The sequence below is a fragment of the Pseudohongiella sp. genome, assembly GCF_040877505.1.
Taxonomy (GTDB): Bacteria; Pseudomonadota; Gammaproteobacteria; order Pseudomonadales; family Pseudohongiellaceae; genus Pseudohongiella.
Genome location: NZ_JBBDNQ010000006.1, coordinates 418,961 through 442,777 on the forward strand (window position 1 = coordinate 418,961; position 23,817 = coordinate 442,777).

The following is a 23,817-nucleotide window of genomic DNA, read 5'->3' on the forward strand; positions in this document are numbered from 1 at the left end:
GCTGGTGATTTTATTGATGAAAGGAAGATCGTATGCCAAACCACACGTTAGCTGTGTCATTTCTGCTGCCAGTGCTTGTCGCCTGCAGCGCCACATCGCATGACCCGCATAACGAACAAAACCATGAACAGGTCTTGTTCAGTGCGCTATACAGCTGGTCACCGGCTCTGCAAGAGACGCATGCACAAACTGTAGACACACAAAGCACCAGCGACCACAGCATGGGCCCGTCGTCAGCAGACATTACCTCGTCTGTTCTGAGCCCGACACAGGCGCAATCACTGGCCCTGCAGCAAAGTCCCGCCATACGCGCAATGCTGGCATCACAAGGCATTGCCGACGCCGCGTACCGACAGGCCACACTGATCAATAACCCTGGTTTATCGGCTTCCGCGCTGCGACCCGAAGACGGTGGTCGCTGGCAAACCGAATTTGCCATTAATCTCGGTGTTCTGGACTGGCTCACTCAAGGCCTGCGTAAACAACAGGCCAGTGCTGAATTCAGAGCGGCACAATCGCGCGTGCTGGATGCGCTAAGCGCTGAATTGAGCAGTGTCAGCAGCACGTATTTCGCTGCGGTTGCTGCCAGGCAATTGGACACTCAATACCAACAGGCTGCTGAAACCGCTCGCCTGAATGCGGAATTGGCTCGTCAACTCAACGAAGCCGGCAACCTGAGCGAGCTGGACTGGTTACGTTACGACAGTGAATTCGCACGGCGGCAACAGGCTGCCCAACAATCCCGGTTTCACGCTGATGAGGCCTTGGCTGCGCTGAAACTCAAACTGGGCATGGGCTTTAACAGCGAACTTGTGATCCCTCAAGTATTGCCTGACACAGAAAACGAAATGTTAGATATCAATAGATTAAAAACGTTATCGCAGAATGAGGATGAATTCAGGCAGCTGCTGGCGAGTGCCTGGGAGAAGCGGCCAGATGCCAGGTTGCTGCGTGACTCGGCCACGATGCTGCAGAAAAGGCTGGGACTGCAGGCACAACGCTTTGGCATGACAGAAGCCGGAGTCGGGCTTGTCACCGAGCGCGACTCGGACGGGAGCAATGCCAGCGGCTTCGAGTTCGACCTCAGCATACCTGTGTTTGATCAGGGGCAAACGACAGATGCCTACGTGCAGGCACAGCTGGAGCAGCTGGCCGCAGACAAACAAACACTTGAACTTGTCATTGAAAACCAGCTTGGCACCAGCATCACCAGGCTGCTCAGCCTGACCAGTCAGATTATGCAACTGCGTGACGAAGACATCCCCCGGCATCAACAAATGCTTGATCTGGCCCTGCAGGAGTACAACTTCATGTTGACCGGAGCATTCGATCTGCTCAGCGTGAAACAAGACCAAAATGAAAACATGATTCGTTATATAGGCCTGCTGCAGCAGTATTGGGTTGAATACGCCAGGCTGATGCAATTTTCCGCAAACCAGGAGCACCATCATGATTAATCGTCGACAATTATTGCTGGGCAGCGCCGCCGGGCTTGTCAGTGCCGGTCTGAGTAATCGCACGGTCTATGCAAAGACAAACCAAGCGGCAACCAGCGATCCTGACAACACGCCTCAAAACCAGCTTGCCAGTGATAGCAATCTGCCTTATACACCCGTGGTGACGCCCAATGGCCGCACCCTGCCCTACAAAATGCGCGACGGAGTAAAGGAATTCCATTTAATCGCCGAGGAAGTGGACCATGAATTCGCCGAAGGCACGCGCATCAAGGCCTGGGGCTACAATGGCAGCACACCGGGACCCACCATTGAAGCCGTTGAAGGCGATCAGGTCAGAATATATGTGACCAATCGTTTAAAAGAACCGACGACCGTGCACTGGCACGGCTTGCTGCTGCCATTTGGCATGGACGGCGTCGCCGGCCTCACACAACGGGCAATCCCGCCAGGCGAGTCATGGGCTTATGAATTTACCCTGAAGCAACACGGTACACATATGTACCACCCTCATTCCGACGAAATGCTGCAAATGGCCATGGGCATGATGGGCATGTTCATCATTCATCCAAAACAACAGGATCCGGGTACCCAAGTCGACCGCGATTTTGCCTTATTGCTGCATAACTGGGCCATCCATCCGGCCACCTACCGGCCGGACCCCAGCATCATGACAGACTTTGACCTGTGGACAATTAACAGCAAGGTGTTTCCGCATATTGCGCCGCTGCTGGCTGAAACCGGGGACAGGGTGCGCGTCAGAATCGGCAATCTGTCGATGTACAATCATCCCATGCACATGCACGGTGTACAGTTTGACGTGACCGGTTCGGACGGTGGCCGCTGGCCGCAAAATCAATGGCGCAAAGAGGTAACCGAGATCGTCGGTGTTGGCCAGACCCGGGATCTGGAATTTACTGCCGTTGCCGGCGACTGGCCCCTGCACTGCCATATGTCACATCACACGATGAATGCCATGGGGCATGAACTGCCGGTGACCACCGGTGTTGATCAGTCAGAACTGGCACGACAGATCCGGCAGCAGATTCCGGGATACATGGCCATGGGCGAACACGGCATGTCGGCACACCAGCAACATATTGATGCCGGGCATATGCGTGGCCCGGAAAACACCTTACCCATGATGGGCGGGCGCGGCGCATTCGGTCCGATGGAAATGGGGGGCATGTTTACACTGATAAAGGTTCGAGATGAGCTTGATCACAGTGATCCGGGCTGGTTTGAGCCACCTGAGGGAACGCAGGCGTATCGCGTGGACGCGGTACCCGACGACTTACCGGTTTGAGAATGTCGCCAGTGGCGGTGGATCGCGCGGATATCAGCTTACCCCTGCTTTCAGCCCGCCGCCTGGCTCATCTCTGCACCGGAGCGAGAGCTGTTCGGCGGGGTCTCTTGCTCGCCATCGAAACAGACCCAGTTGCGACCCATGGATTTGGCCTTGTACAAAGCCTTGTCAGCACGGTCAACCATGCTATTCGTACCCTCGTCTTTACGCAGCTGCGCCACGCCAATTGATACGGTCAGCTTGCTCTCGGTTTCGACATGAGTACCGCGATGGTCGGCTATCAGCTGGCGTATACTTTCAGCCAGAAATGATGCCTGACTCAACGACGTATTTTCTGCCACGACGATGAACTCCTCGCCGCCATAACGATACAGGGAATCGGTGGGCCTGAGCCTGCCCTGCACCAGATCAGCCACACGACACAGGACCTTATCGCCTTCGGAATGCCCCAGCGTGTCATTAATCACCTTAAAATTATCCAGGTCGATCATGAGAACAGTGGCGGGTGTGTTATACCGATCGAACAGATTTTTTATCCGCGACAGCGTTTCGTCCATGGCGGTCCGGTTGCCAACCCGCGTCAACGGATCGATGGTGAGCATCCTGTCCAGCTCATCATTTTTCTTTTCCAGCTGCACGGCAAACGCAAACAGAAATATATTGATCATGGCAAACGCTGCGCAATAGCGAACCACATAGCTGGGCTCATCAAATGCCACAGTGACCGCCAGCAGGCAGGCAACCACGTTGATCAGCAACGCCGGGCGCCGGTCAAGAATGTAATAGTTGGCAACGCCGCTGGCATATAACCAGTAACTGGCCATCATGCCTACTTCAATGACAAAAAAGATGTTGGCGCCGGTTTGCACAGTAGCAATGGTCCAGGCCGCAAAGGCGTTAAAACCACGCCTGATCAGTGATATCAAAGCAACAAGCTGCAGGACAACAACCGGCAGCAATATGGCCGTTACCACAACACTGCCCCAGAACAGATGGTATAAAGCGAATGGCAAGCCAAAGCTGATACCGCACAGGGAAACTGCAATCATGACCCGGGTATAGAATTGCAGATCCCGTGCCTGGGAATTAAACAGATTTGTGTTACTGCCTGGTGTATTGGCGGGTTCGTTAGCTGTTGTATTTGTTGGCATAGACCTTCGACTTTAATTTAATTATTGGTTTGTAAAATCTTTGCTGGTAAACCGGTACCGACAGGTCAGTCACTCACCGGGGTGCGCATGGTGACGAACTCTTCTGCTGCCGTCGGGTGTATCCCGATAGTCAAATCAAATTGCGCCTTGGTTGCGCCGGCCTGCAATGCAACGGCCATACCCTGCATGATTTCGGCCGCATCGTCACCCGCCATATGTATACCTACTACACGATCACTTGCCCTGTCTACCAGCATTTTCATCAAACTGTATGACTCCCGGCCCGTCATTGTGTGTTTCAACGGGCGGAACCGACTACGGTAAACATCGATCTGCTTATGGCAGCTTCTGGCTTCATCCTCCGTCATACCGACGGTCGCAATCTGCGGGTCGCTGAATACGGCAGCCGGAATCAGATCATAAGAAACCACTTGCTTTGGGCCGCCGAACAAACGACGGGCCAAGGCCTGACCCTCCGCCAGTGCAACCGGTGTCAGTGTCACCCGGTCGATCACATCGCCCACTGCATACACCCCCGGCGTTGATGTTTCGAAATCCTTGTCAACGATGATGGCACCCACATCGGACAATTCCACGCCATTGTCTGCCAGTCCCAGATTTGCTGTCGCCGGCACACGGCCCGTTGCGTATAGCACCGCATCAAAGGTTTGTCGGGTGCCATCACTGAACAGCACCTGCTTTTTTTGTTTCGATTCAGTTATACGTTCTATATCCGAATTCAGTTTAAGGTTGGTGTAGGACTTTATGGCATCAGTAAAAAACGAACGAATATCCTGATCAAACCCATTCAGCAGCAAGTCTCCGCGGTAGGCCAGCGTCACCTGCGTACCCAGGCCAGCAAACACACCGGCCAGTTCGGTTGCAATGTAGCCGCCACCCACGATCAGCACCGTTTCCGGTTGCTCCGACAGTTCAAAGAAATCATCTGAATCCAGGGCATGCTCTATACCAGGCACCGGTGGCATAAAAGACTGACCACCGACAGCAACAAGAATATGCCGGGCGGATATCTCCCTGTCGCCAATGGCGACCCGGTTGGGACCGGCCAGGCGGGCATGTCCCTCGAAGATATCCACGGCAGCATTGCTCAGCAGATTCTTATAAATTCCGTTCAAACGACTGATTTCCCTGTCTTTGTTCTCCTTCAGCAACGACCAGTTGAACTCGGGTCGGCTGGCAGCATGCCAGCCATAGGCGGCACTGTCAGCGAAATCGTGGCTGGCGTGTGCGGCATAGGTGTACAGTTTCTTGGGAATACAGCCCACATTCACGCAGGTACCGCCAAAGAACCGGGCTTCAGCGATGCCGGTTCGGGCCCCCAGTGCCGCCGCCGTGCGGGCCGCCCGTACACCGCCGGAGCCGGCACCGATAACAAAAAAATCATACTCATAAGTCGACATAAGCTACTTTTAAACCCTGCTTGTTTTACTGTAAAAATTGTCATCGATCATATAGTTGGCAATGACCGCTGACAAACACTTTATGGTAGGATACCCAGTGAAACCATAGACAATCTGAAACCTGATCCCAGAGGCATCACACATGCTGAGTCGTACCTGTTTAACCTGCTTGCTCGTCATCACCTTTGTTTTTTCACCGCTGAGCTATTCCCCGCTCGCATCTGCCAATACTGTGACCGGCACCAATGGCGTGGTGACTTCGCGCTCCCAGATTGCCTCCGATGTTGGCGTGGAAATTTTGCAGCAAGGCGGTAACGCCATTGATGCCGCTGTCGCCGTCGGCTTTGCTCTGGCCGTCACTCACCCGTCTGCAGGCAATATCGGTGGTGGTGGCTTCATGGTCATCAAACTGGACGATGGCACGGTGGTAACGCAGGATCACCGTGAAAAAGCCCCCGGCAGCGCATTTCCTGACATGTTTCTGGATGAGGCGGGTAATGTTGATCGCCGCAGGTCGCTGTACAGCGCCCAGGCATCAGGCGTACCCGGCAGTGTTGCCGGCATGCTGGATGCACTGGAACGTTATGGTTCCATGAGTCGGGAAGCGGTCATGGCGCCAGCCATTGCACTTGCGGAAGAGGGTTTTGCGCTGACCCAGGATATGGCGGACAGTTTTGCCCGCGTCTCCGACAGCATGAGCGACTACCCTGCTTCAACGGCCATCTTCACCAACAATGGTCAGCCCTGGCAGGCCGGTGATATCTGGATCCAGTCCGATCTGGCAGCGTCACTGAAGAGGATTTCCGAACAGGGTCGGGACGGTTTTTACAAGGGCGAAACGGCCGATTTGCTGATTGCTGAAATGCAACGCATCGGCGGCCTGATTTCTCATGAGGACCTGGCGGCGTACAACGTTCAATGGCGCGAGCCGATCAGCGGCAGTTATCGTGGTTACGACATCTGGTCCATGCCCCCACCCTCCTCCGGCGGTGCTTTGATCGTGCAAATGCTCAATATGCTGGAGCCTTATGATTTGGGCAGCCTGGGCTGGGGCACTGCAGAAACCATTCACCTGATGGTGGAAGCACAGCGCCGTGCCTATGCTGATCGCGCCGAACACATGGGTGACCCTGATTTTTACCCGGTGCCTCTGGACATGCTCACAGACAAGGCATACGCCCGTGAGCGCTTCAGCGACTTTGATCCGGAGCAGGCCTCGCGCAGCGAAGACATCGGTGCGGGTACCTGGCCGAATGAAAGCACTGAAACCACGCATTATTCAGTCATGGACAAAGACGGCGTCGCCGTCTCGGTGACAACAACGCTGAATCTGGGCTACGGCAACCGCATCGTGGTGCCCGGCGCAGGCTTTCTGCTGAACAACGAAATGGATGACTTTTCCGCCAAGCCGGGCACGCCCAATGCCTATGGCTTGCTGGGTGACGAAGCCAACAAGATCGAACCGGGCAAACGCATGCTTAGCTCCATGACCCCGACTATTGTCACCCGGGACGGCGAAACCGTGCTGGTTACAGGTTCTCCCGGTGGTTCAACCATCATCAATACCGTATTTCAGGTCATTCTGAACACACTTGATCATGACATGAGTATCGAAGATGCCGTCGCCAGTCCGCGTATTCACCACCAATGGCAGCCCGATATTGTGCGTTATGAGCCCGATGCGTTTGTTGATGGCGCGCTGGAAGAACTGGAAAGCATGGGGCACACAGAGATGCGCCCGGGTGGCTACGGCATCGGGGATGCCAACTCCATCCTGCTAAAGGATGGTGTCATGCACGGCTCTTCCGACCCCCGTAATGACGGAGGCGCAAGCGCCTATTAACGCCCCGGCCAGACATACGTTTGATATCAGTATTGTCGGCGCCGGCATCATTGGCCTGGCGCTGGCGCGCGAGTTATCCGCGCGCTGGCCCAAAGCCAGCATTCTGTTGCTTGAGCAGAACGACGGTGTCGGCCAGGAAACCAGCAGTCGCAATAGCGAAGTCATTCACGCCGGGCTGTATTACCCGCCCGGCAGCCTGAAGGCGAGGCTTTGTGTGCGCGGCAACGCCTTGCTTTACAGCTACTGTGCCCGGCACGACATACCCCACCGGCGCATCGGCAAACTGATTGTCGCTCAGCAGGGCGAAGAGCTCTCCCTGGACCAACTGCAGGCATCAGCGCTGGCATGTGGAGTCGACTCCCTCACCCGCCTCTCGGCGCAGGATCTGACGCGACTGGAACCGCAGGTGCGGGCAAGCGCAGCGTTGTGGTCACCTGACACCGGCATCGTTGACAGTCATGCCCTGATGCAAAATCTGCAGTATGAGGCGGAGAAAAATGGAGTGCTGTGTGCAACACGCAGCCGTTTCATGCGAGCTGAATGCCGGGGCCCGGGTATCTTTGATATCGACATAGACGCAGACAGCGATCACAACAACGATGTTAAAGACATCTTTTGCATCCGCAGCCGCATGCTGATCAATTGTGCCGGTCTGTCCGCCGGACGGGTCGCAGCATCGATATCCGGTATCGATCAACAATTGATTCCCGAGATGCATCTGGTCAAAGGAAATTACTTTAGCCTGTCAGGTCGCTCACCCTTCCGGCATCTGATTTATCCGGTACCTGATGCCCGTCAGCGTGGCCTGGGCATCCACACAACGCTGGATTTGGCTGGTCAGTGCCGCTTCGGACCCGATATCGAACCCGTCAGTAGCATCAGCTACCGCGTGCACGAGACCCGCCGAAGCGCCTTTGCCGACGCCATCAAGACATACTATCCTGCGCTGGACGAGACGCGCCTGCAGCCGGCCTACGCCGGAATCAGACCAAGGCTGAGCCCCGCGTTTGCGGATTTCATGATCCAGGATGAATATGTGCACGGCTGCCCGGGTCTGATTCAACTGTTCGGGATCGAATCACCCGGTCTGACTGCCAGCCTGGCATTGGCCGAACTGGTCACCCTCAAGTTGCAGGATCAGGCGCCGCTGTAGCCGCCACGGCATACCGGACGCTGTTGTCCTCCTGCGTCATGAACCATTACTGATACTGTGACTGCTGATCGCTGATATGTGCGTAAACGTCGGCGCTACCATCGGTTTTGAGCAGATAAACATCGTAAGGGTCCAGCCGGTCTCCGACTTCCATGCCCGGGCTGCCAATAGGCATACCGGGCACAGCCAGACCAAGGCTGTCCGCCGGCTTGTCAGCCAGATACTGATGAATCAGATAAGCCGGTATATGGCCCTCAAAAACACTGCCATCCGCAGCCACTGCCGTGTGGCAGGACTGATATCGCAGTGTGATACCCCGACCCAGTTTTTCCCGGGTCAACGCATCGTTGTCAAGATCGTGAACGACGGCCTCAAACCCGCGCTCTTCCGCGTGCTCTATCCACGCGCCACAGCATCCGCAGGTCGGGCTTTTGTAAACATCCAGCACCGTAACGCCGGGCGCGGCATCGGCGGATGCTGACTGGTTGGATTGGGGACCGCAGGCCGCCAGGGACAGGCAGAGAACCATCAGTGCCGATAGCCGCCACAGGAAGGTGCGGGCAATATGGCGCTTGCCGTCAGACCTGCTGCCAGAAAAACGATATGAGGTGTAAATACGCTGCATGAGCTGTCTCCGAATGTGTCTGCGACAGATCATAACAGAGCATTCAGCAACGATTCTATAGAGTGCTTCAGATCCGCCTCCCCTGCATCAAAATGCACACCAATGCCCATACGCTTGTTTCCCTGAGCCTGCGCGGGTGTCAGCCAGGCCACTGTCACACTGCCACCATGGGTGGTCACGGTGTCAGGTGCGTCGGGCAATGCGGGTAGTTTGACTATCAGAAACAAACGTTGCTGCAAGCGGTAAGGCCTGTCGCAGGGTATGAACAACCCGCCACGCAGAAAAAAAGGCAGGTAGCAGCGCTGTAAAACCAGTGGGTCTCTTATACTGATCGATACCAGCGACGGCGTGAATGCCGTGCTGTCATGGTCAGTGACTGCTTGTGTGTTGTCCCGCTCGTGTGCCAGCGACATCCGTGTCTCCAGTGGCGTTTTTCCAGGCGCTGAAGATATGTTCCAGCGCCATCAATGGATTCGGGTTGGCACCGCTTTCCAGTTGTCTGTTTATCTGCACGAGTTCACGCCCGAATCGCAATACCGCTTTTGCGTCTTCTGTATTCTGCGCAGCCAATGCATCACGTGCTTTTTGCAATGACAACGCCTGCATCAGTTGTATAGCATAATTCAGCGGCTGGGCATTGCAGTATTTGGCTAATTCTGTCGGCAGCAAGCGACCGGCAGCCATCTCCGCAAGCTGTTCAAGCACAATGCTTCGCCACGCTGGCACCCCTGCTTCCAGCAGAGCCAGCGCAGACAGGGGCGCACCCGGTGCCAGCGCAAGTGCCGAAGCCAGCTCTTCAGTGGCCGCTGATGAATGCTCCGCCAGCCAGGCCATACCCTGTTCCTCAGTGGCCGGTGCCAACGGCAGGGGCTGGCAGCGACTGCGGATGGTTGGCAACATTTGTGCGCCAGGTCCGCTGAGCAACAGAAACAGGGTCCTGCCCGGCGGTTCCTCCAGATTTTTCAACAGCGAGTTCGCCGCCGCCGTGCCCAGCGCTTCTGCCGGCTGAATGATAATGACTTTGATGGCGCCGGTTTGATTGCTGGTCTGATTGACCAGGCGTGAAATCGTGCGTATTTGATCAATTTTGATGCTGCTGCGGCCTTCCTCGGGCGAAATATCAAGCACGTCAGGATGATTGCCCCCCGCGAACAAACGACACTGTCGACAGGCTCCGCAGGCTGTCACTTCCGGATCACCGGATGCCGGATTTTCGCATAACAATTTCGCTGCCAGGGCACGGGCGAATTGATAGCGACCACTGCCCTGCGGGCCACTGACCAGGTAAGCATGTGCCAGGCGTGCATGGCGCTGCTGCGAAATCACTTGTGACCAGGCGTCAACGTGCCAGGGCAAGAGCAGGTCAAGTGCCATGATGGGCGTCACTCGTGGTTTGCTGAGCGTTTGCCATACGCTGACAGAAATACACCAGGCCCTGCTTGATCTGGGCCTGGACATCGTGCAGCGGTTTGCCCGCATCAACGATCAGATAGCGTTCAGGTGCTGCCCGGGCGCGCTCCAGGTAGGTGTTCCGGACCCGGGTAAAAAAACTGATGGCTTCCTGCTCAAAGCGGTCTGGCGCGCCACGCTGATGGGCCCGCGCGAGGCCCTGCGCTGGATCTATATCCAGAATGAGCGTCAGATCCGGCCGCAGGTCTTTTTGCACCAACGTTTCCAGCGCCGCAATCCGGGATACATCGAGACCCCGTCCGCCCCCCTGGTAAGCATAGGTGGCATCGGTAAAGCGGTCACAGACTACCCACTCGCCACGCGTCAGTGCCGGTTGTATCAACCCGTGCAGATGCTGCGCCCGCGCCGCAAAAACCAGCAACAATTCAGTCAGATCGGCCATGTCCTCTTCCCGGGGCATCAACAGCAATTCCCGGATTTCTTCAGCAAGCGCGGTGCCGCCAGGCTCCCGACTCTGAATATAGGGAATACCCAGTTCGGCAAGACATTCACATATCCAGTTGATATTGGTGGTTTTACCCACGCCTTCAATCCCTTCAACCGTTATCAGGCAAGCTGGCACGTTAGTCCTCATTGATCGATGTCCGGTCTGGCACCCGGGGGCCAGCCTCAATTGTTGTCATTGTCAGACCCGCCACGTAAATACTGTTGCACCGCCGCGTTATGTTCTTCCAGTGTGTCGGAAAATTGATGACTGCCATCGCCACGAGAGACAAAATACAGGGCAGTGCCGGCACCGGGCTGCAGGCTGGCATGAATGGAATCACGTCCGGCAAGCGCTATTGGCGTCGGTGGCAATCCGTTGATCCGATAGGTATTGTACGCGGTGGTGGTATCGAGATCACTACGGTAGATCGTTCCATCGTAACGGCTTCCCATACCGTATATCACCGTCGGATCCGACTGCAGGCGCATGCCGGTCTGCAGACGCCTGACAAATACCCCTGCGATGTCCTGTTTTTCGGCCTGATAGCCGGATTCGCGCTCAATGATTGAAGCCATTATCAGTGCCTGCCAGGGTGATTCGTACGGCAAGCCTACCGCACGCCGTTGCCATTCTTCATCCAGGACTTGGTGCAAACGGGCGTTGGCACGCTGCAGTATCTCAAGATCCGTGGTGTCTCTGATATAAAAATAGGTATCCGGGAACAGGCTGCCCTCCAGTGCCGGGAACGAGGTTTCCAGTGCGGCATGGATGTCCTCATCACTCAGATCGCGCAGTACTGCATTGATGCTGTCTCGTTGCCAGAGATTGTCGAGTACCTGACGCACTGTCCAGCCCTCGACCAGGGTCACCGGATACTGCACAACGCGTCCGGACATCAGCAGGTCCATTAACGCTCTCGGTGTTGTGTCAGCCCTCAGAGCATACTCGCCACTGCGAATACGACGATCAAATCCGTGCCAGCGCGCCCATAAAACCAGAGCCCGGGGCCACGCAAGATAACCCTGTGCAGACAAACGATTGGCGATCTGCTGCAATGAGCGACCCGGTTCAATGGTTACCACAACCGCTTCATCCGGCAGCGCCAGCGGCGAATCCAGGTACTGCCGCACTGTCAACAACGACACCGCGATCAGCAGAATGCTGACAACAGACAGGACACAAACAATAATCAGCAGTCTGCGAACAGATATCAAAGCCATGTCGACACGTGGGAGCTGTGCTCTATCAAAAAGTGAATCAGTTACTGACCGGCCAGCCAGTCCTGGGCGCGTCGGGCCATGGCCTGCTCCGGCAGGTTCAGGACACTATCGTGGGCAAAATCATAAACGCGATTGACCGGCCAGACGCCCAGCACACTGTTGCAAATAAACAGTTCACTGGCAAGGCTCAGTTCATCCGAAGAAATTTGCCTGACGGCGACATCAATCCCCTGCTCCCGGTACCAGGCAAGCAGCGCGCTGCGCATGATGCCACACACGCCAGCGTCAGTTAAATCAGGTGTGCACAGTTGTCCATGCAGAACAACAAAAACATTACTCCGGGTGCCTTCTACCAGATTGCCCATGCAGTCAAGCATAAGTCCTTCCTGCAGCATCGGGTCGGCTTTGCCGGCACCGCCCTGCGCTGCAAGCAGCTCCCGGCTGGCCATGACCTGATCAAGACGGTTGAGATGTTTTAAGCCGGCGAGTGCTGGATTACCGGACACCGGGTGGCTGCATATCATGCCGGAAATACCGCTGCGGTAATATTGTTCATAGTGCGGGGGCAGTGGATGAAACTGAACCAGGGTACGCGGAACCATTGATGCCGGAGGGGTGTAACCCCGGCCACCATCGCCGCGGGTGACGATGATCTTGACGATTCCATCAGCCCCATCAGCCCCATTTGAGCCAGCAGACCCGGCCCCGGATCTTGATGCCTGGTATTCAAGCAGCTTGCTGATGTGCCGTTCAATGTCGGGCATTAGCACCGGAATACCCAGTCGCTCACAACTCTGGCGCAGACGCGCCAGGTGAGCAGGCAGCAGATCAAGTTGATGACAGCGATAACGAATGGTTTCAAACACGCCGTCGCCGTAAAGCAGACCACGGTCGCTGACCGGCAAGGTATCGGCCAGCACACCATCTACCAGCGTCAACCCGGCCATCAGGGCAATCGCGCGAAGATCAGCGAACCATTGGTACCGCCAAACCCAAAGGAGTTATTCAAGACGGCATTCAATTTTGCATCCCGGCTACTACCAGGTACGTAGTCCAGGTCACAGGCGGGGTCAGCGTCATGCAGATTGATGGTGGGCGTTATGACCTGATCATGCAATGACAGGACACAGATTATCGCCTCTACAGCACCAGCCGCGCCAAGCAAATGGCCCAGCATGGATTTACTGGAGCTGACCGGCAACTTCAATGCGTAGTCTCCGAATACGGTCTTCACCGCCTGGGTTTCGGCAATATCGCCGGCAACCGTTGAGGTGCCATGTGCATTGATATAATCGATATCACTCGAATTCAGCCCGGCACTGTTCAAGGCATTCTGCATGCAGGTCGCAGCGCCCCGGCCATTTTCCGATGGCGATGTCATGTGGAAAGCATCAGCACTCATGCCAAAGCCGGAGAGCTCCGCATAAATCTTTGCGCCACGCTTGCGGGCATGTTCATATTCTTCCAGGATCATGATGCCGGCGCCATCGCTCAATACAAAACCGTCCCGGTCTTTGTCCCAGGGGCGACTGGCAGACTGGGGGTCATCGTTGCGGGTAGACAGCGCACGAGCGGCGCAGAAGCCTCCCAGACCGACCGGCGACGTTGCCATTTCAGCACCGCCGGCAATCATCAGATCGGCCTGCCCGGAGGCAATCATCTGTGCCGCCAGCCCGATGTTGTGAGTGCCTGTGGTACACGCGGTGGTAACGGCTATATTGGGGCCCTGCAGGTTATAACGAATAGAAAGTGTGCCGCCCAGCATATTGATGATGGAACCGGGCACAAAAAACGGAGACACTTTGCGTGGCCCGGCGTTTCTGATCAGCTCAGCATTGTTCTCAATCGCGGTGATGCCGCCAATGCCGGAGCCGATCGCAGCACCAAACCGGGCCGGATCAAAACCGCCCTCTTCCAGCCCGGCACTGCGCATGGCCTGAACGCCGGCTGCTACCCCGTAAAGGATAAATACATCCATGCGTTTGGCGTCTTTCGCCGACATGTAGGGATCACTGTCAAAGTTTTTGATGGAGCCGCCAAAACGGGTGCTGAATGCTGATGTATCAAAGTGCTCAATTGCATTGATACCGCTCTTTCCGTCTTTAAGCGCTTGCCAGCTTGAGGCAACATCATTACCCAAGGGGGTGACCATGCCCAAGCCAGTCACGACTACTCGTCTGCCATTAAACACGCTTTTCTCCACGTATCTGACCGTATCTACTGCCCGGTCGCAGATATTTATACGGCATTCGCCAGGATCAGCCACTCAGATAAACAAAAGCTACTCTAAGTCGCAACCCAGAGTAGCTTTTGTTTGTATCTATCCGATAGGCGGAATGCTGTTACAGGTGCTGATTGATATAATCAATTGCCAGCTGAACAGTGGTGATCTTTTCGGCTTCTTCGTCCGGAATCTCAGTTTCAAACTCTTCTTCGAGAGCCATTACCAATTCCACGGTATCCAAAGAATCAGCGCCGAGATCTTCTACGAATGAAGAGGAAGCTTTTACGTCTTCTTCCTTAACGCCAAGCTGCTCGCAGACAATTTTTTTCACGCGTTCTTCAATGCTGCTCATAACTCTTATTAGCTCCTAGTACCAGGGTTTGTCATGCATTCCGATTAAATTGGTTAAAAATTGACCAACTGAAATAATCTAAAACGCAAGTTTACATGTATTTTATAGTGCTTGTAATCTTAAACTGGAAAATAATTCACTTGACCAGATTAATTTAATTGTTTATCAAAAGCTTATTCTTATAAATTAAACTATCTCTTAATCAATAACCATGCCCCCTTGGTGTCATTTGGGGCATGTACCAGGCCCTGAACTAGGCCATGTACATGCCGCCATTCACCTGAATGGTTTCGCCTGTAATATAGGCACCCGCATCCGAGGCCAGAAACCCGGCAACCGACGCTATTTCTTCGGGTTTACCAAAGCGCGCCAACGGTATCTGTACCAGCAGCGATTCGATCTGCTTTTCCGTCAAGGCACGTGTCATGTCCGTATCGATAAAACCCGGTGCAATTGAGTTCACCGTAATACCACGGGAGCCGATCTCGCGGGCCAGCGAGCGCGAGAACCCTTCCACGGCCGCTTTTGACGCCGCGTAATTGGTTTGTCCCGGATTACCGCTGGAAGCAACCACCGAGCTGATATTGATGATGCGTCCCCAGCGTGCCTTGGTCATGGCCTTCAAGGCGACACGACATACCCTGTACAACGAATTGAGGTTGGTGTTTATCACACTGTCCCACTCATCTTCTTTCATACGCATAAGAAGGTTGTCACGTGTGATGCCGGCATTGTTGACCAGTATCAGTGGTGCACTTCCGAGATCTCCGGCAATCTTTGCCAACACAGCTTCAACCGCTGTGGTAGACGACACATCCAGGCAAAACCCTGCGCCTTTGACACCCTGGCTGGCAAAAAATTCCGTAATGGCCTGGGCGCCGTCCTCAGTAGTTGCGGTACCCGCTACGATGGCGCCCTGACTTCCCAATTCTGCCGCTATGGCTCGTCCGATTCCCCGGCTGGCGCCGGTTACCAGCGCTACTTTTCCTGACATGCTCATGTAATGCGTCACTCCGTTGTGTAAGACAATCTGGCTCAGTGCGCAAGGCCCTCTGCGGCCTCGCCCAGAGCGTCGGGCGTTTCAGTGCTGTAACAGCTGATTTCCGGTTGAATGCGTTTAATCAGGCCGCCGAGCACCTTCCCGGGACCGCATTCTACTACTTTGCCGACGCCGAAGTCGCGCATGCAATAAATCGTATCAACCCACTGCACCGGCATGTACAACTGTTTAAGCAGATTGTCACGTATTTCACCAGGCTCTTTGCTTGCCCGGCCATTGATATTCTGCACGACCGGCAATTCCGGTTTTTTGAACACGATCCCGGCCAGGTCGTCGGCCAGCTGATCCGCAGCCGGTTTCATCAATGCGCTATGCGATGGCACGCTGACGTTCAATGGCAGCGCACGCTTTGCGCCTGCGTCCTTACAGGCGACCATGGCACGCTCAACCGCGGCCTTGTCACCCGCAATGACTGTCTGCCCCGGCGAGTTGAAATTGGCTGCCACGACCACACCCTCGCCTGCCACGCTGCGACAGATCTCATCTATTCGACTGTCATCCATGCCAATAATGGCTGCCATGCCTCCGGTGCCTGCGGGTACCGCTGTTTGCATGTATTGCCCGCGCTTGTGTACCAGCGCAATGGCATCATCAAACCCCAGTACGCCAGCGCACACCAGCGCGGAATATTCGCCCAGGCTGTGACCAGCCAGCATCGCCGGTAGTGGCGCCTTTTTGTCCATCCAGATTCGCCAGATAGCGACAGATGCCGCGAGCAGAGCGGGTTGCGTAAAATGGGTCTGATCCAGCAGGCCGTCGGGGTTTTCCTGCGTTATTTGCCACAAATCAGTGCCCAGTACGTCGGAGGCCTGAGCAAATGTTTCAGGGACGGAGGGGTATACGGCTGCCAGTTCACTCAGCATGCCTGCTTTCTGTGAACCCTGGCCAGGAAAAACAAAGCCAAATTTCTGCATATTCTGCACTCGCTGTCTGTGACGTGATTCTAATCTGTCATGTGCTGTATTTTACCCGCTATCAGGGTCGGCACATCATCTTCTATCTGTTTAACGGCGTGGTTTATCGCACGCTCAAAGCCATCCCGCGAAGCATTGCCGTGGCTTTTCACAATGATACCGCGCAGGCCCACCAGCGTGGCGCCATTGTAACGCGAAGGGTTCAGTTCGTTGCCGATATGCTGCAGCAACGGCCTGGCCAGCAGACCCAACAGCCGGTTATACCAACGGGCCTTCATGCTGCCTGCAAGCAGACGCTGCATCACCTTCACGGCACCAGCACTGGTCTTGATGGTAATGTTGCCGGTAAAACCGTCGCAGACAATGACATCGGCAACACCGTCGAACAACTGATTGCCCTCGATGAAACCAACATAGTTGACGTCCGGATTGTCAGCCAGCATCACCGCTGCCTCACGAATTTCAGGTGTGCCTTTGTGCGCCTCCTCACCAATGTTCAGCAACGCCACCCGCGCCCGTGGCCGGTCTGACAGGCTGGATGCCAGCACAGCGCCCATCAGGGCAAACTGGTACAACTCTGCCGCATTGTTGCTGACGTTGGCGCCGACATCCAGCAGATAGCTGTAGCCGCCGGAGCGGGTTGCAGGCAATGTAGCCATAATGGCAGGTTTGTCGATACCGGGAATGGCCTCAAGCAGATGTCGGCCAGCCATCAACAGTGCGCCCGTATTTCCCGCACTGACGCATGCATCGGCGAGACCCTGACGGACCCGGTCAACGGCAATAAACATGGAAGAATCACGATTACCGCGCAAAATACTGTCCGGGCGGGCCTGCGCACTGACCGCAACATCGGTATGAATAATTTCCACGCGCCCAGCAGTGTCTACGCGCTCAGCAGTGCTTGCGGTGATCGGGGATATCAGGGATTTAATCTGGGGTTCATCACCGATCAATGTCAGATGCAGTGAAGGGTGTTTTGCCAATGCAGCAAACGCAGCCGGTACGGTCACCGGGGGGCCAAAATCGCCCCCCATGACATCAATCGCGATACGTCTGACTTCAGTCAAACTTATTCGTCACCGAGGTTCAGTACTTTCTTGCCTTTGTAAAAACCATCGGCTGTCATGTGGTGACGACGATGCACCTCACCCGTGGTTTGATCCACAGACAGTGTCGGTCCTGTCAATGCATCGTGACTGCGACGCTGATCGCGACGAGCGCGGGATTTCTTGTTTTGCTGAACGGCCATGCTGATTGCTCCTGATTACTTAAACTGTCTACTAAACCAACTAAATAACTAAAAACCCGATACCCTAGTGGATATCAGGCTTGTTCTTTAACGCCGCCAGAACCGAGAACGGGCTGCTCGCCTGCTTCTCTTCGATCTGGTCGCTGTGTTCTATACCAATGCCCTTGTCCAGCACATCCTGAACAATTGCAGCGTTGCATTGTTCATGTGTGCTGACGATAGGCATGCACAGAATCAACTGTTCTTCTACAATAGCCGCCGGGTTCAGTGTCTCTTCGTCACTCAACCACGGGTCCAGTGAGGCTGGCAAGTCTCTGGCCATCGCCTCCGTGCTGACCACTGCCAGCTCAAAGTGCTCGCTTAGCCGGATCTGCACCGGCTCCAGACAACGCTGGCACTGCACATTGACGGTCGCCTGTAACTGCCCGTCTACACGACGGCGCCTGTCTTCATCAAACCTGAACGTCAAGGCTGCGTGCACCAGTCCATCGGTATCCGTGAGCATCGCCGACATGTTCTTCAGCGACCCCAGAGGCAAATAACCTTCTACCTTCTGCTCGTGCCGGAACGCCTTTCGGGCGTCTACAAACGACAGCAGCGGGGATGCAAATTCAAGGGTCTCAGCCATAGGCGCGCAATGATAGGGCCACAAAAGGTTTCTGTCAAAAAATTCTGCTCATTTTCGCATATTTTACCGCCTGTTACCGGCGGTTTACCTCAATCAGGCCATCGATCAGCGAATTCATCTCGTCACGTAAAGGCGCCTCCACCCGCATTTCCTGTTCCGAAACCGGATGGCGAAAGCTGAGCGCGGCCGCGTGCAGGTTGAGATGCCTGACCGATGTAAAGCTGTGCCGATGGTCATAGGTATACTTGCTGTCCCCTATGATAGGGTGCCCCGCGTACTGACAGTGCACCCGAATCTGGTGCGTTCTGCCGGTGACCGGCATGGCTTCGATCAGACTGGCCTCGGCAAATGTCCGCAACACCCGGAAGCGGGTCAACGCCGATTTGCCGTCCGTCTGCACGGTGACAATTCGCTCACCGGCATGAGGCTGGTTTTTCTGCAGCGATACCTTAATCTCAATCAGATCATGCGGCCAGTTGCCGTGCACCAGCGCCTGATAGGTTTTCTCCATGGCTTTGTGTTTCAGGTCTGCCTGCAGCACCTTCAGGGCTTTACCACTTTTGGCAACCAGAATGCAGCCCGATGTGTCTTTATCCAGTCGATGCACCAGTTCACGGAAATCACCTTCCCCTGCCATGGCCCTGAGCGCCTCTATCAATCCGATACGCAGCCCCGAACCTGCGTGAACGGCGAGTCCTGCCGGCTTATTGACTGCCATCAGATGCTCGTCTTCATACAACACGCTGTGCTCAAGCAAATTGACCAGACTGGCACCGGGGGTGGCTGCAGGCGCCTGCTCACTCAGGCGCAAAGGCGCGACCCTGACCACATCACCGGTTTCCAGTCGGGAGTCCGGTTTGCAGCGTTTTTTGTTGACGCGAACTTCACCTTTGCGAATCAACCGGTACAGATGGGATTTGGGCAGGCCCTTGAGCCGCGCAAGCAGAAAATTGTCCAGCCGCTGCCCGTCCGAGTGCACTGACACATCAATCAGTTGCACTCCGGTCCTGACCCCCTCGGGCTGAGCATTGATCATAGCGGCGCCTCAACAACGACCCAGACAGGCATCGATTCACGCAAAGTCGGCGATTATAACACCAGGCACACCGCTTTACCCGACACGGTAGCGGCGAATGGTGTAAAATCGCGCCTGTTTTTCACTGATCCGCCTGCATTCAGCCTAATGCTGCCTGCAAGCGGTTCGGACCATCAAGCCCAGGGCACGAAAGAGAACAGGAAGAGTCATGCTTACCATCAGAGAATCACTGGAAGCCGGTATCACCGAAGCGTTAGTCAGGGTAACCGGCCAAAGCGACGCCAAGGCACAGGTTATTTACGCAACAAGAGCCGAATTTGGCGACTACCAGGCCAACGGTGTCATGTCAGTGGCACGGCAGTTACGCACCAATCCGCGTGAACTGGCTCTCAAGGTCGTGGCTGAAATTGACTGTGGCGACCTGCTCGCCAAGGCGGAAGTTGCCGGGCCCGGGTTCATCAATCTGTTTCTCGACACTGAAGCGCTGGCCCGCCGTGCCGGTGACTGCCTGCATGACAGTGCCAACCTTATTCTCCCGGTCAGCAAGGCACAGACCATTGTTGTCGACTACTCCAGTCCCAATCTGGCCAAGGAAATGCACGTTGGTCACCTGCGCGGCACCATCATCGGCGATGCCATTGTGCGTATTCTGGAAGCACTGGGACATTGCGTGATCCGTCAGAACCACGTTGGCGACTGGGGCACACAGTTCGGCATGCTGATCGCGCACCTGACCACCCTGAGCGATGATGACAAGGCCCTGGCGAAAAATCTTTCCGATCTGGAAGTGTTTTATCGTGAGGCCAAGCAACGCTTTGATGCGGACCCGGCATTTGCTGAACTGGCACGCAGTTATGTTGTGCGCCTGCAACGGGGAGACCCGGAATGTCTTGATGCCTGGCAGCGCTTCATTGATGAGTCCCTGCGCCATTGTGAAGAGGTATACGAATTACTCGGGGTGAGCCTGAAACGTAGTGACTTGTGTGCAGAAAGCTTTTATAACAATGAGTTATCCACAATAATTAAAGAGCTGGACAATAAAAATTTACTGACCCGGTCCGAAGGTGCAAACTGCGTTTTTCTGGAAGATTTTACCGGTAAAGATGGCAAACCATTGCCCGTCATTGTGCAGAAAAGTGATGGCGGTTACCTGTACGCCACCACTGACCTGGCTGCCGTCAGATACCGATGCCACACCCTGGGCGCCGATCGCGTGCTTTACGTTGTGGATGCGCGTCAGAGCCTGCATTTTCAACAGGTATTCGCGGTTGCTCAACTTGCCGGTTTTGCCCGCAGTGACAGCCATCTTGAGCATATCGCCTACGGCACGATGATGGGCGAAGATGGTAAACCTTTCAAGACGCGCAGCGGCGACACAGTCAAACTGAGGGACTTGCTCGACGAGTCCGTTCGCCGCGCATTTACTCTGGTCAGCGAAAAGAACCCGGATCTGCCTGAAGCTGATCGCCAGCAAATCGCCGATACCGTGGGCATTGCTGCGGTCAAGTATTCCGATCTGTCCAAGAATCGCACCAGTGACTATGTTTTCGACTGGTCGAGCATGCTGTCTTTCGAGGGCAATACGGCGCCCTACCTGCTTTATGCCTATGCCCGTATTCAGAGTGTGTTGCGTCGTCTCGAGGAAGAAGGCGTCGCGCCGGGCCAGCAGATTGTGTTGGATGCAGCTGAGGAGCGCGCGCTGGCGATGAAGGTTCTGCAGCTTTCAGAGATCGTTCGACAAGTGGGGGCCGATGGTTACCCTAATCAGCTTTGCCTGTATCTATACGAGCTCTCAGGCACTTTCATGAAGTTCTATGAGTGCTGCCCCATCCTTAAGGCAGACGATGCGCTGAGAAAATCGCGGCTGGCATTGGCAGCGCTGACTGCTCAGACCCTGAAGCGCGGCCTGAACCTGCTGGGCATAGAACCCTTAAATCGAATGTGACCGCCAAGGCCGACAATTGCTCCTGCATTATCGGCATTTCCGTCATCCCTGGCGGTCAGATGGCGGAAATGCCGTTTTTGCAGGAGCAAAAAACGGCGGACCGCTTTATCCGACTATCAGACGGTTTGGATCGAAGCCTTTGATAATTGACTACGTTTAGAGACCGCTTGCCGTGACTGGGTGTCACCTTCAGGGGACGCCGTGGATCCGTCCGTGGAGGCTCTTATGCGGCGTCCCTGCCGCATAAGCCCCTTCAGTTGCCACCCAGCCCCGGCAAGCTTGTGCATACGTCAGCGGCGCCGAATTGAATCAGTCGCAAAGTTCCAGCAGCAGCTTGTTCAGCTGGCGGCTGAACCGTGCCGGGTCCTCAAGCTCATTGCCATCGGCCAGGCTCGCCTGATCAAACAGCAAGGAGATGAGATCACCAAAGCGTTCCTCATCCTGCTCCTGCTCCAGCTTATTGATCAGGGGATGGTCCGGATTCAATTCAAAGATTGGTTTTGTTTCCGGCACCGGCTGACCTGACGCCTCCATGATACGGCGCATCTGCGCCCCCATGTCATCATCATCAAGCGCCAGACAGGCTGGCGAATCGGTCAGGCGATGACTCACCCGTGACTCCTTGATGCGATCACCGAGCGCAGTCTTGACACGCTCCAGCAAAGGCTTGAAGGTTTCCTCGCGCTTTTCCTGTTCGGCTTTTTCGGTCTCATCATCCAGTTTGCCCAGATCCAGTTCGCCGCGGGTAACATCCTGCAGGGATTTGCCATCAAATTCATTCAGATGACTCATCAGCCATTCATCGATGCGATCCGTCAACAACAGAACCTCGATACCTTTCTTGCGGAATATTTCCAGGTGCGGGCTGTTCTTTGCCGCTTTTTCTGAATCAGCGATCAGGTAGTAGATCTTTTCCTGATCCGGCTTCATGCGCGCCACATAATCTTCCAGCCCCTGATCCTGGCCCTTGGCTTCGGCGTGGGTGCTGTTGAACATCAACAACCTGGAAATGTTTTCGCGGTTCGAGAAATCCTCACCCGGCCCTTCTTTCAGGACCTGGCCGAATTCACGCCAGAATGTGGCGTATTTTTCCTTGTCATCTTTTTTCAGCTTGCTCAGCATGTCCAGGGCACGCTTGGTCAGTGCGCTGCGCATTGAGTCCACCGCCGGATCTTTCTGCAAAATTTCGCGCGACACGTTCAGTGAGATGTCATTGGAGTCGACCACGCCCTTGATAAAGCGCAGATACAAAGGCAGGAACTGTTCCGCCTGATCCATGATAAAAACACGTTGCACGTAGAGTTTCAGGCCACGCACACCATCACGGTTCCACAGGTCAAAGGGCGCCCGCGTCGGCACATACAGCAAACTGGTGTACTCCAGCTTGCCTTCTACCTTATTGTGGCTCCAGCCGAGCGGCTTTTCATAATCATGCGAGATATGCTTGTAGAATTCTTCATATTCTTCCGCCTTGACCTCGGTACGAGGCCGTGTCCACAACGCCTTGGCATCGTTCACTGCCTCAAATTCAGGCTGTTTGTCGCCCGCCTCGGCATCTTCTTCATCCGGGGCACTTTGTTTGGGCATCAATACCGGAATAGCGATGTGGTCGGCGTATTTTTTTACAATCTGCTTCAAACGGTAGCTGTCGGCAAACTCCTTGGCGTCGTCGCGCAGGTGGAGGATAACCGTCGTGCCTCGCGTCGCTTTTTCTGTGACCTCGATTGTGTAATCTGATTCGCCTGCCGACGTCCAGTGCACCCCGTCGGCTGTTGACGCGCCGGCTTTTCGTGTCAGAACCTCAACCTGATCGGCAACAATAAAGGCGGAATAAAAACCGACACCAAACTGACCGATAAGCTGCGAGTCCTTCTTCTGATCACCGCTCAGCGATTCCAGAAACTGGGCCGTGCCCGAACGCGCGATGGTACCCAGATTGCTGATAACATCTTCGCGCGACATGCCAATGCCGTTGTCCGAGATACTGACCGTGCCAGCATCCTGATCAAAATCGATGACGACCTTGAGCTCGGTATCATCTTCGTATATATCAGGCCTGGACAACGCTTCAAAACGCAGCTTGTCGGCAGCGTCAGATGCATTCGAAATCAGTTCTCGCAGAAATACCTCTTTGTTGCTGTAGAGGGAATGAATCATGAGTTTCAGAAGCTGTTTCGCTTCGGTCTCAAATCCGCGCGTTTCCTTTTTTGTTTCCGTAGCCATGTATACCCCTGCTGGATCAAAGCCGTATAAATAAAAAAACCCGGCAGTCTTTTCGACTACCGGGTTGTTTTATTGGGTCGTTAACCCGCTATTTCAAGTCTGCTTTTTGCAGC

22 protein-coding genes are annotated in these 23,817 nt (G+C 55.0%); 5 read left to right on the plus strand and 17 right to left on the minus strand.

The window, feature by feature from the left end; genetic code table 11:
- Positions 1–32: 32 nt before the first annotated feature.
- The gene (locus tag WD071_RS02030; RefSeq protein ID WP_368046623.1) at positions 33–1,457 is read left to right on the plus strand and encodes a TolC family protein; all 1,425 of its coding nucleotides are present in this window, start codon (positions 33–35) and stop codon (positions 1,455–1,457) included.
- Positions 1,450–2,760 carry a multicopper oxidase family protein gene (locus WD071_RS02035; protein WP_368046624.1) on the plus strand — a complete coding sequence of 437 codons (1,311 nt, stop codon included), beginning with the start codon at positions 1,450–1,452 and terminating at the stop codon, positions 2,758–2,760. Before WD071_RS02030 ends, WD071_RS02035 begins: the two co-directional genes overlap by 8 nt.
- Positions 2,761–2,810: 50 nt before the next feature.
- On the opposite strand, the gene WD071_RS02040 is transcribed toward WD071_RS02035, so the two are convergent.
- Together WD071_RS02040 and gorA are read right to left on the minus strand one after the other, a co-directional pair.
- The gene (locus tag WD071_RS02040) at positions 2,811–3,911 is read right to left on the minus strand and encodes a GGDEF domain-containing protein (RefSeq protein WP_368046625.1); all 1,101 of its coding nucleotides are present in this window, start codon (positions 3,909–3,911) and stop codon (positions 2,811–2,813) included.
- Positions 3,912–3,976: 65 nt separating this feature from the next.
- Entirely contained in the window at positions 3,977–5,332 is a 1,356-nt protein-coding gene (gorA, locus tag WD071_RS02045) for a glutathione-disulfide reductase (protein WP_368046626.1), read from the minus strand.
- Positions 5,333–5,474: 142 nt separating this feature from the next.
- Here gorA and ggt point away from each other — a divergent pair, with 142 nt between their 5' ends.
- Together ggt and WD071_RS02055 are read left to right on the plus strand one after the other, a co-directional pair.
- Positions 5,475–7,175, plus strand: a complete 1,701-nt coding sequence (ggt, locus tag WD071_RS02050; RefSeq protein ID WP_368046627.1) for a gamma-glutamyltransferase — start codon at positions 5,475–5,477, stop codon at positions 7,173–7,175.
- Positions 7,150–8,328 carry an NAD(P)/FAD-dependent oxidoreductase gene (locus WD071_RS02055; RefSeq protein ID WP_368046628.1) on the plus strand — a complete coding sequence of 393 codons (1,179 nt, stop codon included), beginning with the start codon at positions 7,150–7,152 and terminating at the stop codon, positions 8,326–8,328. Before ggt ends, WD071_RS02055 begins: the two co-directional genes overlap by 26 nt.
- A 46-nt stretch (positions 8,329–8,374) precedes the next feature.
- Here WD071_RS02055 and WD071_RS02060 read toward each other — a convergent pair whose 3' ends face one another.
- The 14 genes from WD071_RS02060 to WD071_RS02125 form a co-directional block, all read right to left on the minus strand.
- The gene (locus tag WD071_RS02060) at positions 8,375–8,953 is read right to left on the minus strand and encodes a DUF411 domain-containing protein (protein WP_368046629.1); all 579 of its coding nucleotides are present in this window, start codon (positions 8,951–8,953) and stop codon (positions 8,375–8,377) included.
- Between the two features lie 29 nt (positions 8,954–8,982).
- On the minus strand, positions 8,983–9,366 hold the full coding sequence (locus WD071_RS02065) for a hypothetical protein (RefSeq protein ID WP_368046630.1): 384 nt from the start codon (positions 9,364–9,366) through the stop codon (positions 8,983–8,985).
- Entirely contained in the window at positions 9,323–10,327 is a 1,005-nt protein-coding gene (gene holB / locus WD071_RS02070) for a DNA polymerase III subunit delta' (protein WP_368046631.1), read from the minus strand. The genes WD071_RS02065 and holB overlap by 44 nt, the downstream gene beginning before the upstream one ends.
- Positions 10,317–10,997 carry a dTMP kinase gene (gene tmk, locus WD071_RS02075; protein ID WP_368046632.1) on the minus strand — a complete coding sequence of 227 codons (681 nt, stop codon included), beginning with the start codon at positions 10,995–10,997 and terminating at the stop codon, positions 10,317–10,319. Before tmk ends, holB begins: the two co-directional genes overlap by 11 nt.
- A 35-nt stretch (positions 10,998–11,032) precedes the next feature.
- Positions 11,033–12,070 carry an endolytic transglycosylase MltG gene (gene mltG, locus WD071_RS02080; RefSeq protein ID WP_368046633.1) on the minus strand — a complete coding sequence of 346 codons (1,038 nt, stop codon included), beginning with the start codon at positions 12,068–12,070 and terminating at the stop codon, positions 11,033–11,035.
- 41 nt (positions 12,071–12,111) lie between these two features.
- The gene (gene pabC / locus WD071_RS02085; RefSeq protein ID WP_368046634.1) at positions 12,112–13,017 is read right to left on the minus strand and encodes an aminodeoxychorismate lyase; all 906 of its coding nucleotides are present in this window, start codon (positions 13,015–13,017) and stop codon (positions 12,112–12,114) included.
- Positions 13,017–14,261 carry a beta-ketoacyl-ACP synthase II gene (gene fabF, locus WD071_RS02090; RefSeq protein ID WP_368046635.1) on the minus strand — a complete coding sequence of 415 codons (1,245 nt, stop codon included), beginning with the start codon at positions 14,259–14,261 and terminating at the stop codon, positions 13,017–13,019. Before fabF ends, pabC begins: the two co-directional genes overlap by 1 nt.
- Positions 14,262–14,412: 151 nt before the next feature.
- On the minus strand, positions 14,413–14,646 hold the full coding sequence (gene acpP / locus WD071_RS02095; RefSeq protein ID WP_058021632.1) for an acyl carrier protein: 234 nt from the start codon (positions 14,644–14,646) through the stop codon (positions 14,413–14,415).
- Positions 14,647–14,899: 253 nt separating this feature from the next.
- Positions 14,900–15,646, minus strand: a complete 747-nt coding sequence (gene fabG, locus WD071_RS02100) for a 3-oxoacyl-ACP reductase FabG (RefSeq protein ID WP_368046636.1) — start codon at positions 15,644–15,646, stop codon at positions 14,900–14,902.
- Between the two features lie 35 nt (positions 15,647–15,681).
- On the minus strand, positions 15,682–16,620 hold the full coding sequence (gene fabD, locus WD071_RS02105) for an ACP S-malonyltransferase (protein ID WP_368046637.1): 939 nt from the start codon (positions 16,618–16,620) through the stop codon (positions 15,682–15,684).
- 29 nt (positions 16,621–16,649) lie between these two features.
- Positions 16,650–17,690 (minus strand): phosphate acyltransferase PlsX, encoded by a 1,041-nt coding sequence (gene plsX / locus WD071_RS02110; protein ID WP_368046638.1) that lies wholly within the window; start codon positions 17,688–17,690, stop codon positions 16,650–16,652.
- A 2-nt stretch (positions 17,691–17,692) separates the two neighbouring features.
- A complete protein-coding gene (gene rpmF, locus WD071_RS02115; RefSeq protein WP_368046639.1) occupies positions 17,693–17,872 on the minus strand; it encodes a 50S ribosomal protein L32 in 180 nt (59 codons plus the stop codon).
- Positions 17,873–17,936: 64 nt separating this feature from the next.
- The gene (locus tag WD071_RS02120) at positions 17,937–18,500 is read right to left on the minus strand and encodes a DUF177 domain-containing protein (RefSeq protein ID WP_368046640.1); all 564 of its coding nucleotides are present in this window, start codon (positions 18,498–18,500) and stop codon (positions 17,937–17,939) included.
- Positions 18,501–18,573: 73 nt separating this feature from the next.
- Complete coding sequence (locus WD071_RS02125) at positions 18,574–19,536, minus strand: RluA family pseudouridine synthase (RefSeq protein ID WP_368046641.1); 963 nt, start codon at positions 19,534–19,536, stop codon at positions 18,574–18,576.
- 208 nt (positions 19,537–19,744) lie between these two features.
- On the opposite strand from WD071_RS02125, the gene argS reads away from it, so the two are divergent.
- Positions 19,745–21,481: an arginine--tRNA ligase gene (argS, locus tag WD071_RS02130; RefSeq protein WP_368046642.1), complete on the plus strand. Its 1,737-nt coding sequence runs from the start codon at positions 19,745–19,747 to the stop codon at positions 21,479–21,481.
- A gap of 309 nt (positions 21,482–21,790) precedes the next feature.
- On the opposite strand, the gene htpG is transcribed toward argS, so the two are convergent.
- Positions 21,791–23,704 carry a molecular chaperone HtpG gene (gene htpG, locus WD071_RS02135; protein WP_368046643.1) on the minus strand — a complete coding sequence of 638 codons (1,914 nt, stop codon included), beginning with the start codon at positions 23,702–23,704 and terminating at the stop codon, positions 21,791–21,793.
- Positions 23,705–23,817: the final 113 nt, after the last annotated feature.

What these genes read in the sequence shown, in the direction of transcription:
- WD071_RS02030 (WP_368046623.1), top strand. Translation starts at nt 33, where the DNA reads ATGCCAAACCACACGTTAGCTGTGTCATTTCTGCTGCCAGTGCTTGTC.
- WD071_RS02035 (WP_368046624.1), top strand. Translation starts at nt 1,450, where the DNA reads ATGATTAATCGTCGACAATTATTGCTGGGCAGCGCCGCCGGGCTTGTC.
- WD071_RS02040 (WP_368046625.1), bottom strand. Translation starts at nt 3,911, where the DNA reads ATGCCAACAAATACAACAGCTAACGAACCCGCCAATACACCAGGCAGT.
- gorA (WP_368046626.1), bottom strand. Translation starts at nt 5,332, where the DNA reads ATGTCGACTTATGAGTATGATTTTTTTGTTATCGGTGCCGGCTCCGGC.
- ggt (WP_368046627.1), top strand. Translation starts at nt 5,475, where the DNA reads ATGCTGAGTCGTACCTGTTTAACCTGCTTGCTCGTCATCACCTTTGTT.
- WD071_RS02055 (WP_368046628.1), top strand. Translation starts at nt 7,150, where the DNA reads ATGACGGAGGCGCAAGCGCCTATTAACGCCCCGGCCAGACATACGTTT.
- WD071_RS02060 (WP_368046629.1), bottom strand. Translation starts at nt 8,953, where the DNA reads ATGCAGCGTATTTACACCTCATATCGTTTTTCTGGCAGCAGGTCTGAC.
- WD071_RS02065 (WP_368046630.1), bottom strand. Translation starts at nt 9,366, where the DNA reads ATGTCGCTGGCACACGAGCGGGACAACACACAAGCAGTCACTGACCAT.
- holB (WP_368046631.1), bottom strand. Translation starts at nt 10,327, where the DNA reads ATGGCACTTGACCTGCTCTTGCCCTGGCACGTTGACGCCTGGTCACAA.
- tmk (WP_368046632.1), bottom strand. Translation starts at nt 10,997, where the DNA reads ATGAGGACTAACGTGCCAGCTTGCCTGATAACGGTTGAAGGGATTGAA.
- mltG (WP_368046633.1), bottom strand. Translation starts at nt 12,070, where the DNA reads ATGGCTTTGATATCTGTTCGCAGACTGCTGATTATTGTTTGTGTCCTG.
- pabC (WP_368046634.1), bottom strand. Translation starts at nt 13,017, where the DNA reads ATGGCCGGGTTGACGCTGGTAGATGGTGTGCTGGCCGATACCTTGCCG.
- acpP (WP_058021632.1), bottom strand. Translation starts at nt 14,646, where the DNA reads ATGAGCAGCATTGAAGAACGCGTGAAAAAAATTGTCTGCGAGCAGCTT.
- fabG (WP_368046636.1), bottom strand. Translation starts at nt 15,646, where the DNA reads ATGAGCATGTCAGGAAAAGTAGCGCTGGTAACCGGCGCCAGCCGGGGA.
- fabD (WP_368046637.1), bottom strand. Translation starts at nt 16,620, where the DNA reads ATGCAGAAATTTGGCTTTGTTTTTCCTGGCCAGGGTTCACAGAAAGCA.
- rpmF (WP_368046639.1), bottom strand. Translation starts at nt 17,872, where the DNA reads ATGGCCGTTCAGCAAAACAAGAAATCCCGCGCTCGTCGCGATCAGCGT.
- WD071_RS02120 (WP_368046640.1), bottom strand. Translation starts at nt 18,500, where the DNA reads ATGGCTGAGACCCTTGAATTTGCATCCCCGCTGCTGTCGTTTGTAGAC.
- WD071_RS02125 (WP_368046641.1), bottom strand. Translation starts at nt 19,536, where the DNA reads ATGATCAATGCTCAGCCCGAGGGGGTCAGGACCGGAGTGCAACTGATT.
- argS (WP_368046642.1), top strand. Translation starts at nt 19,745, where the DNA reads ATGCTTACCATCAGAGAATCACTGGAAGCCGGTATCACCGAAGCGTTA.
- htpG (WP_368046643.1), bottom strand. Translation starts at nt 23,704, where the DNA reads ATGGCTACGGAAACAAAAAAGGAAACGCGCGGATTTGAGACCGAAGCG.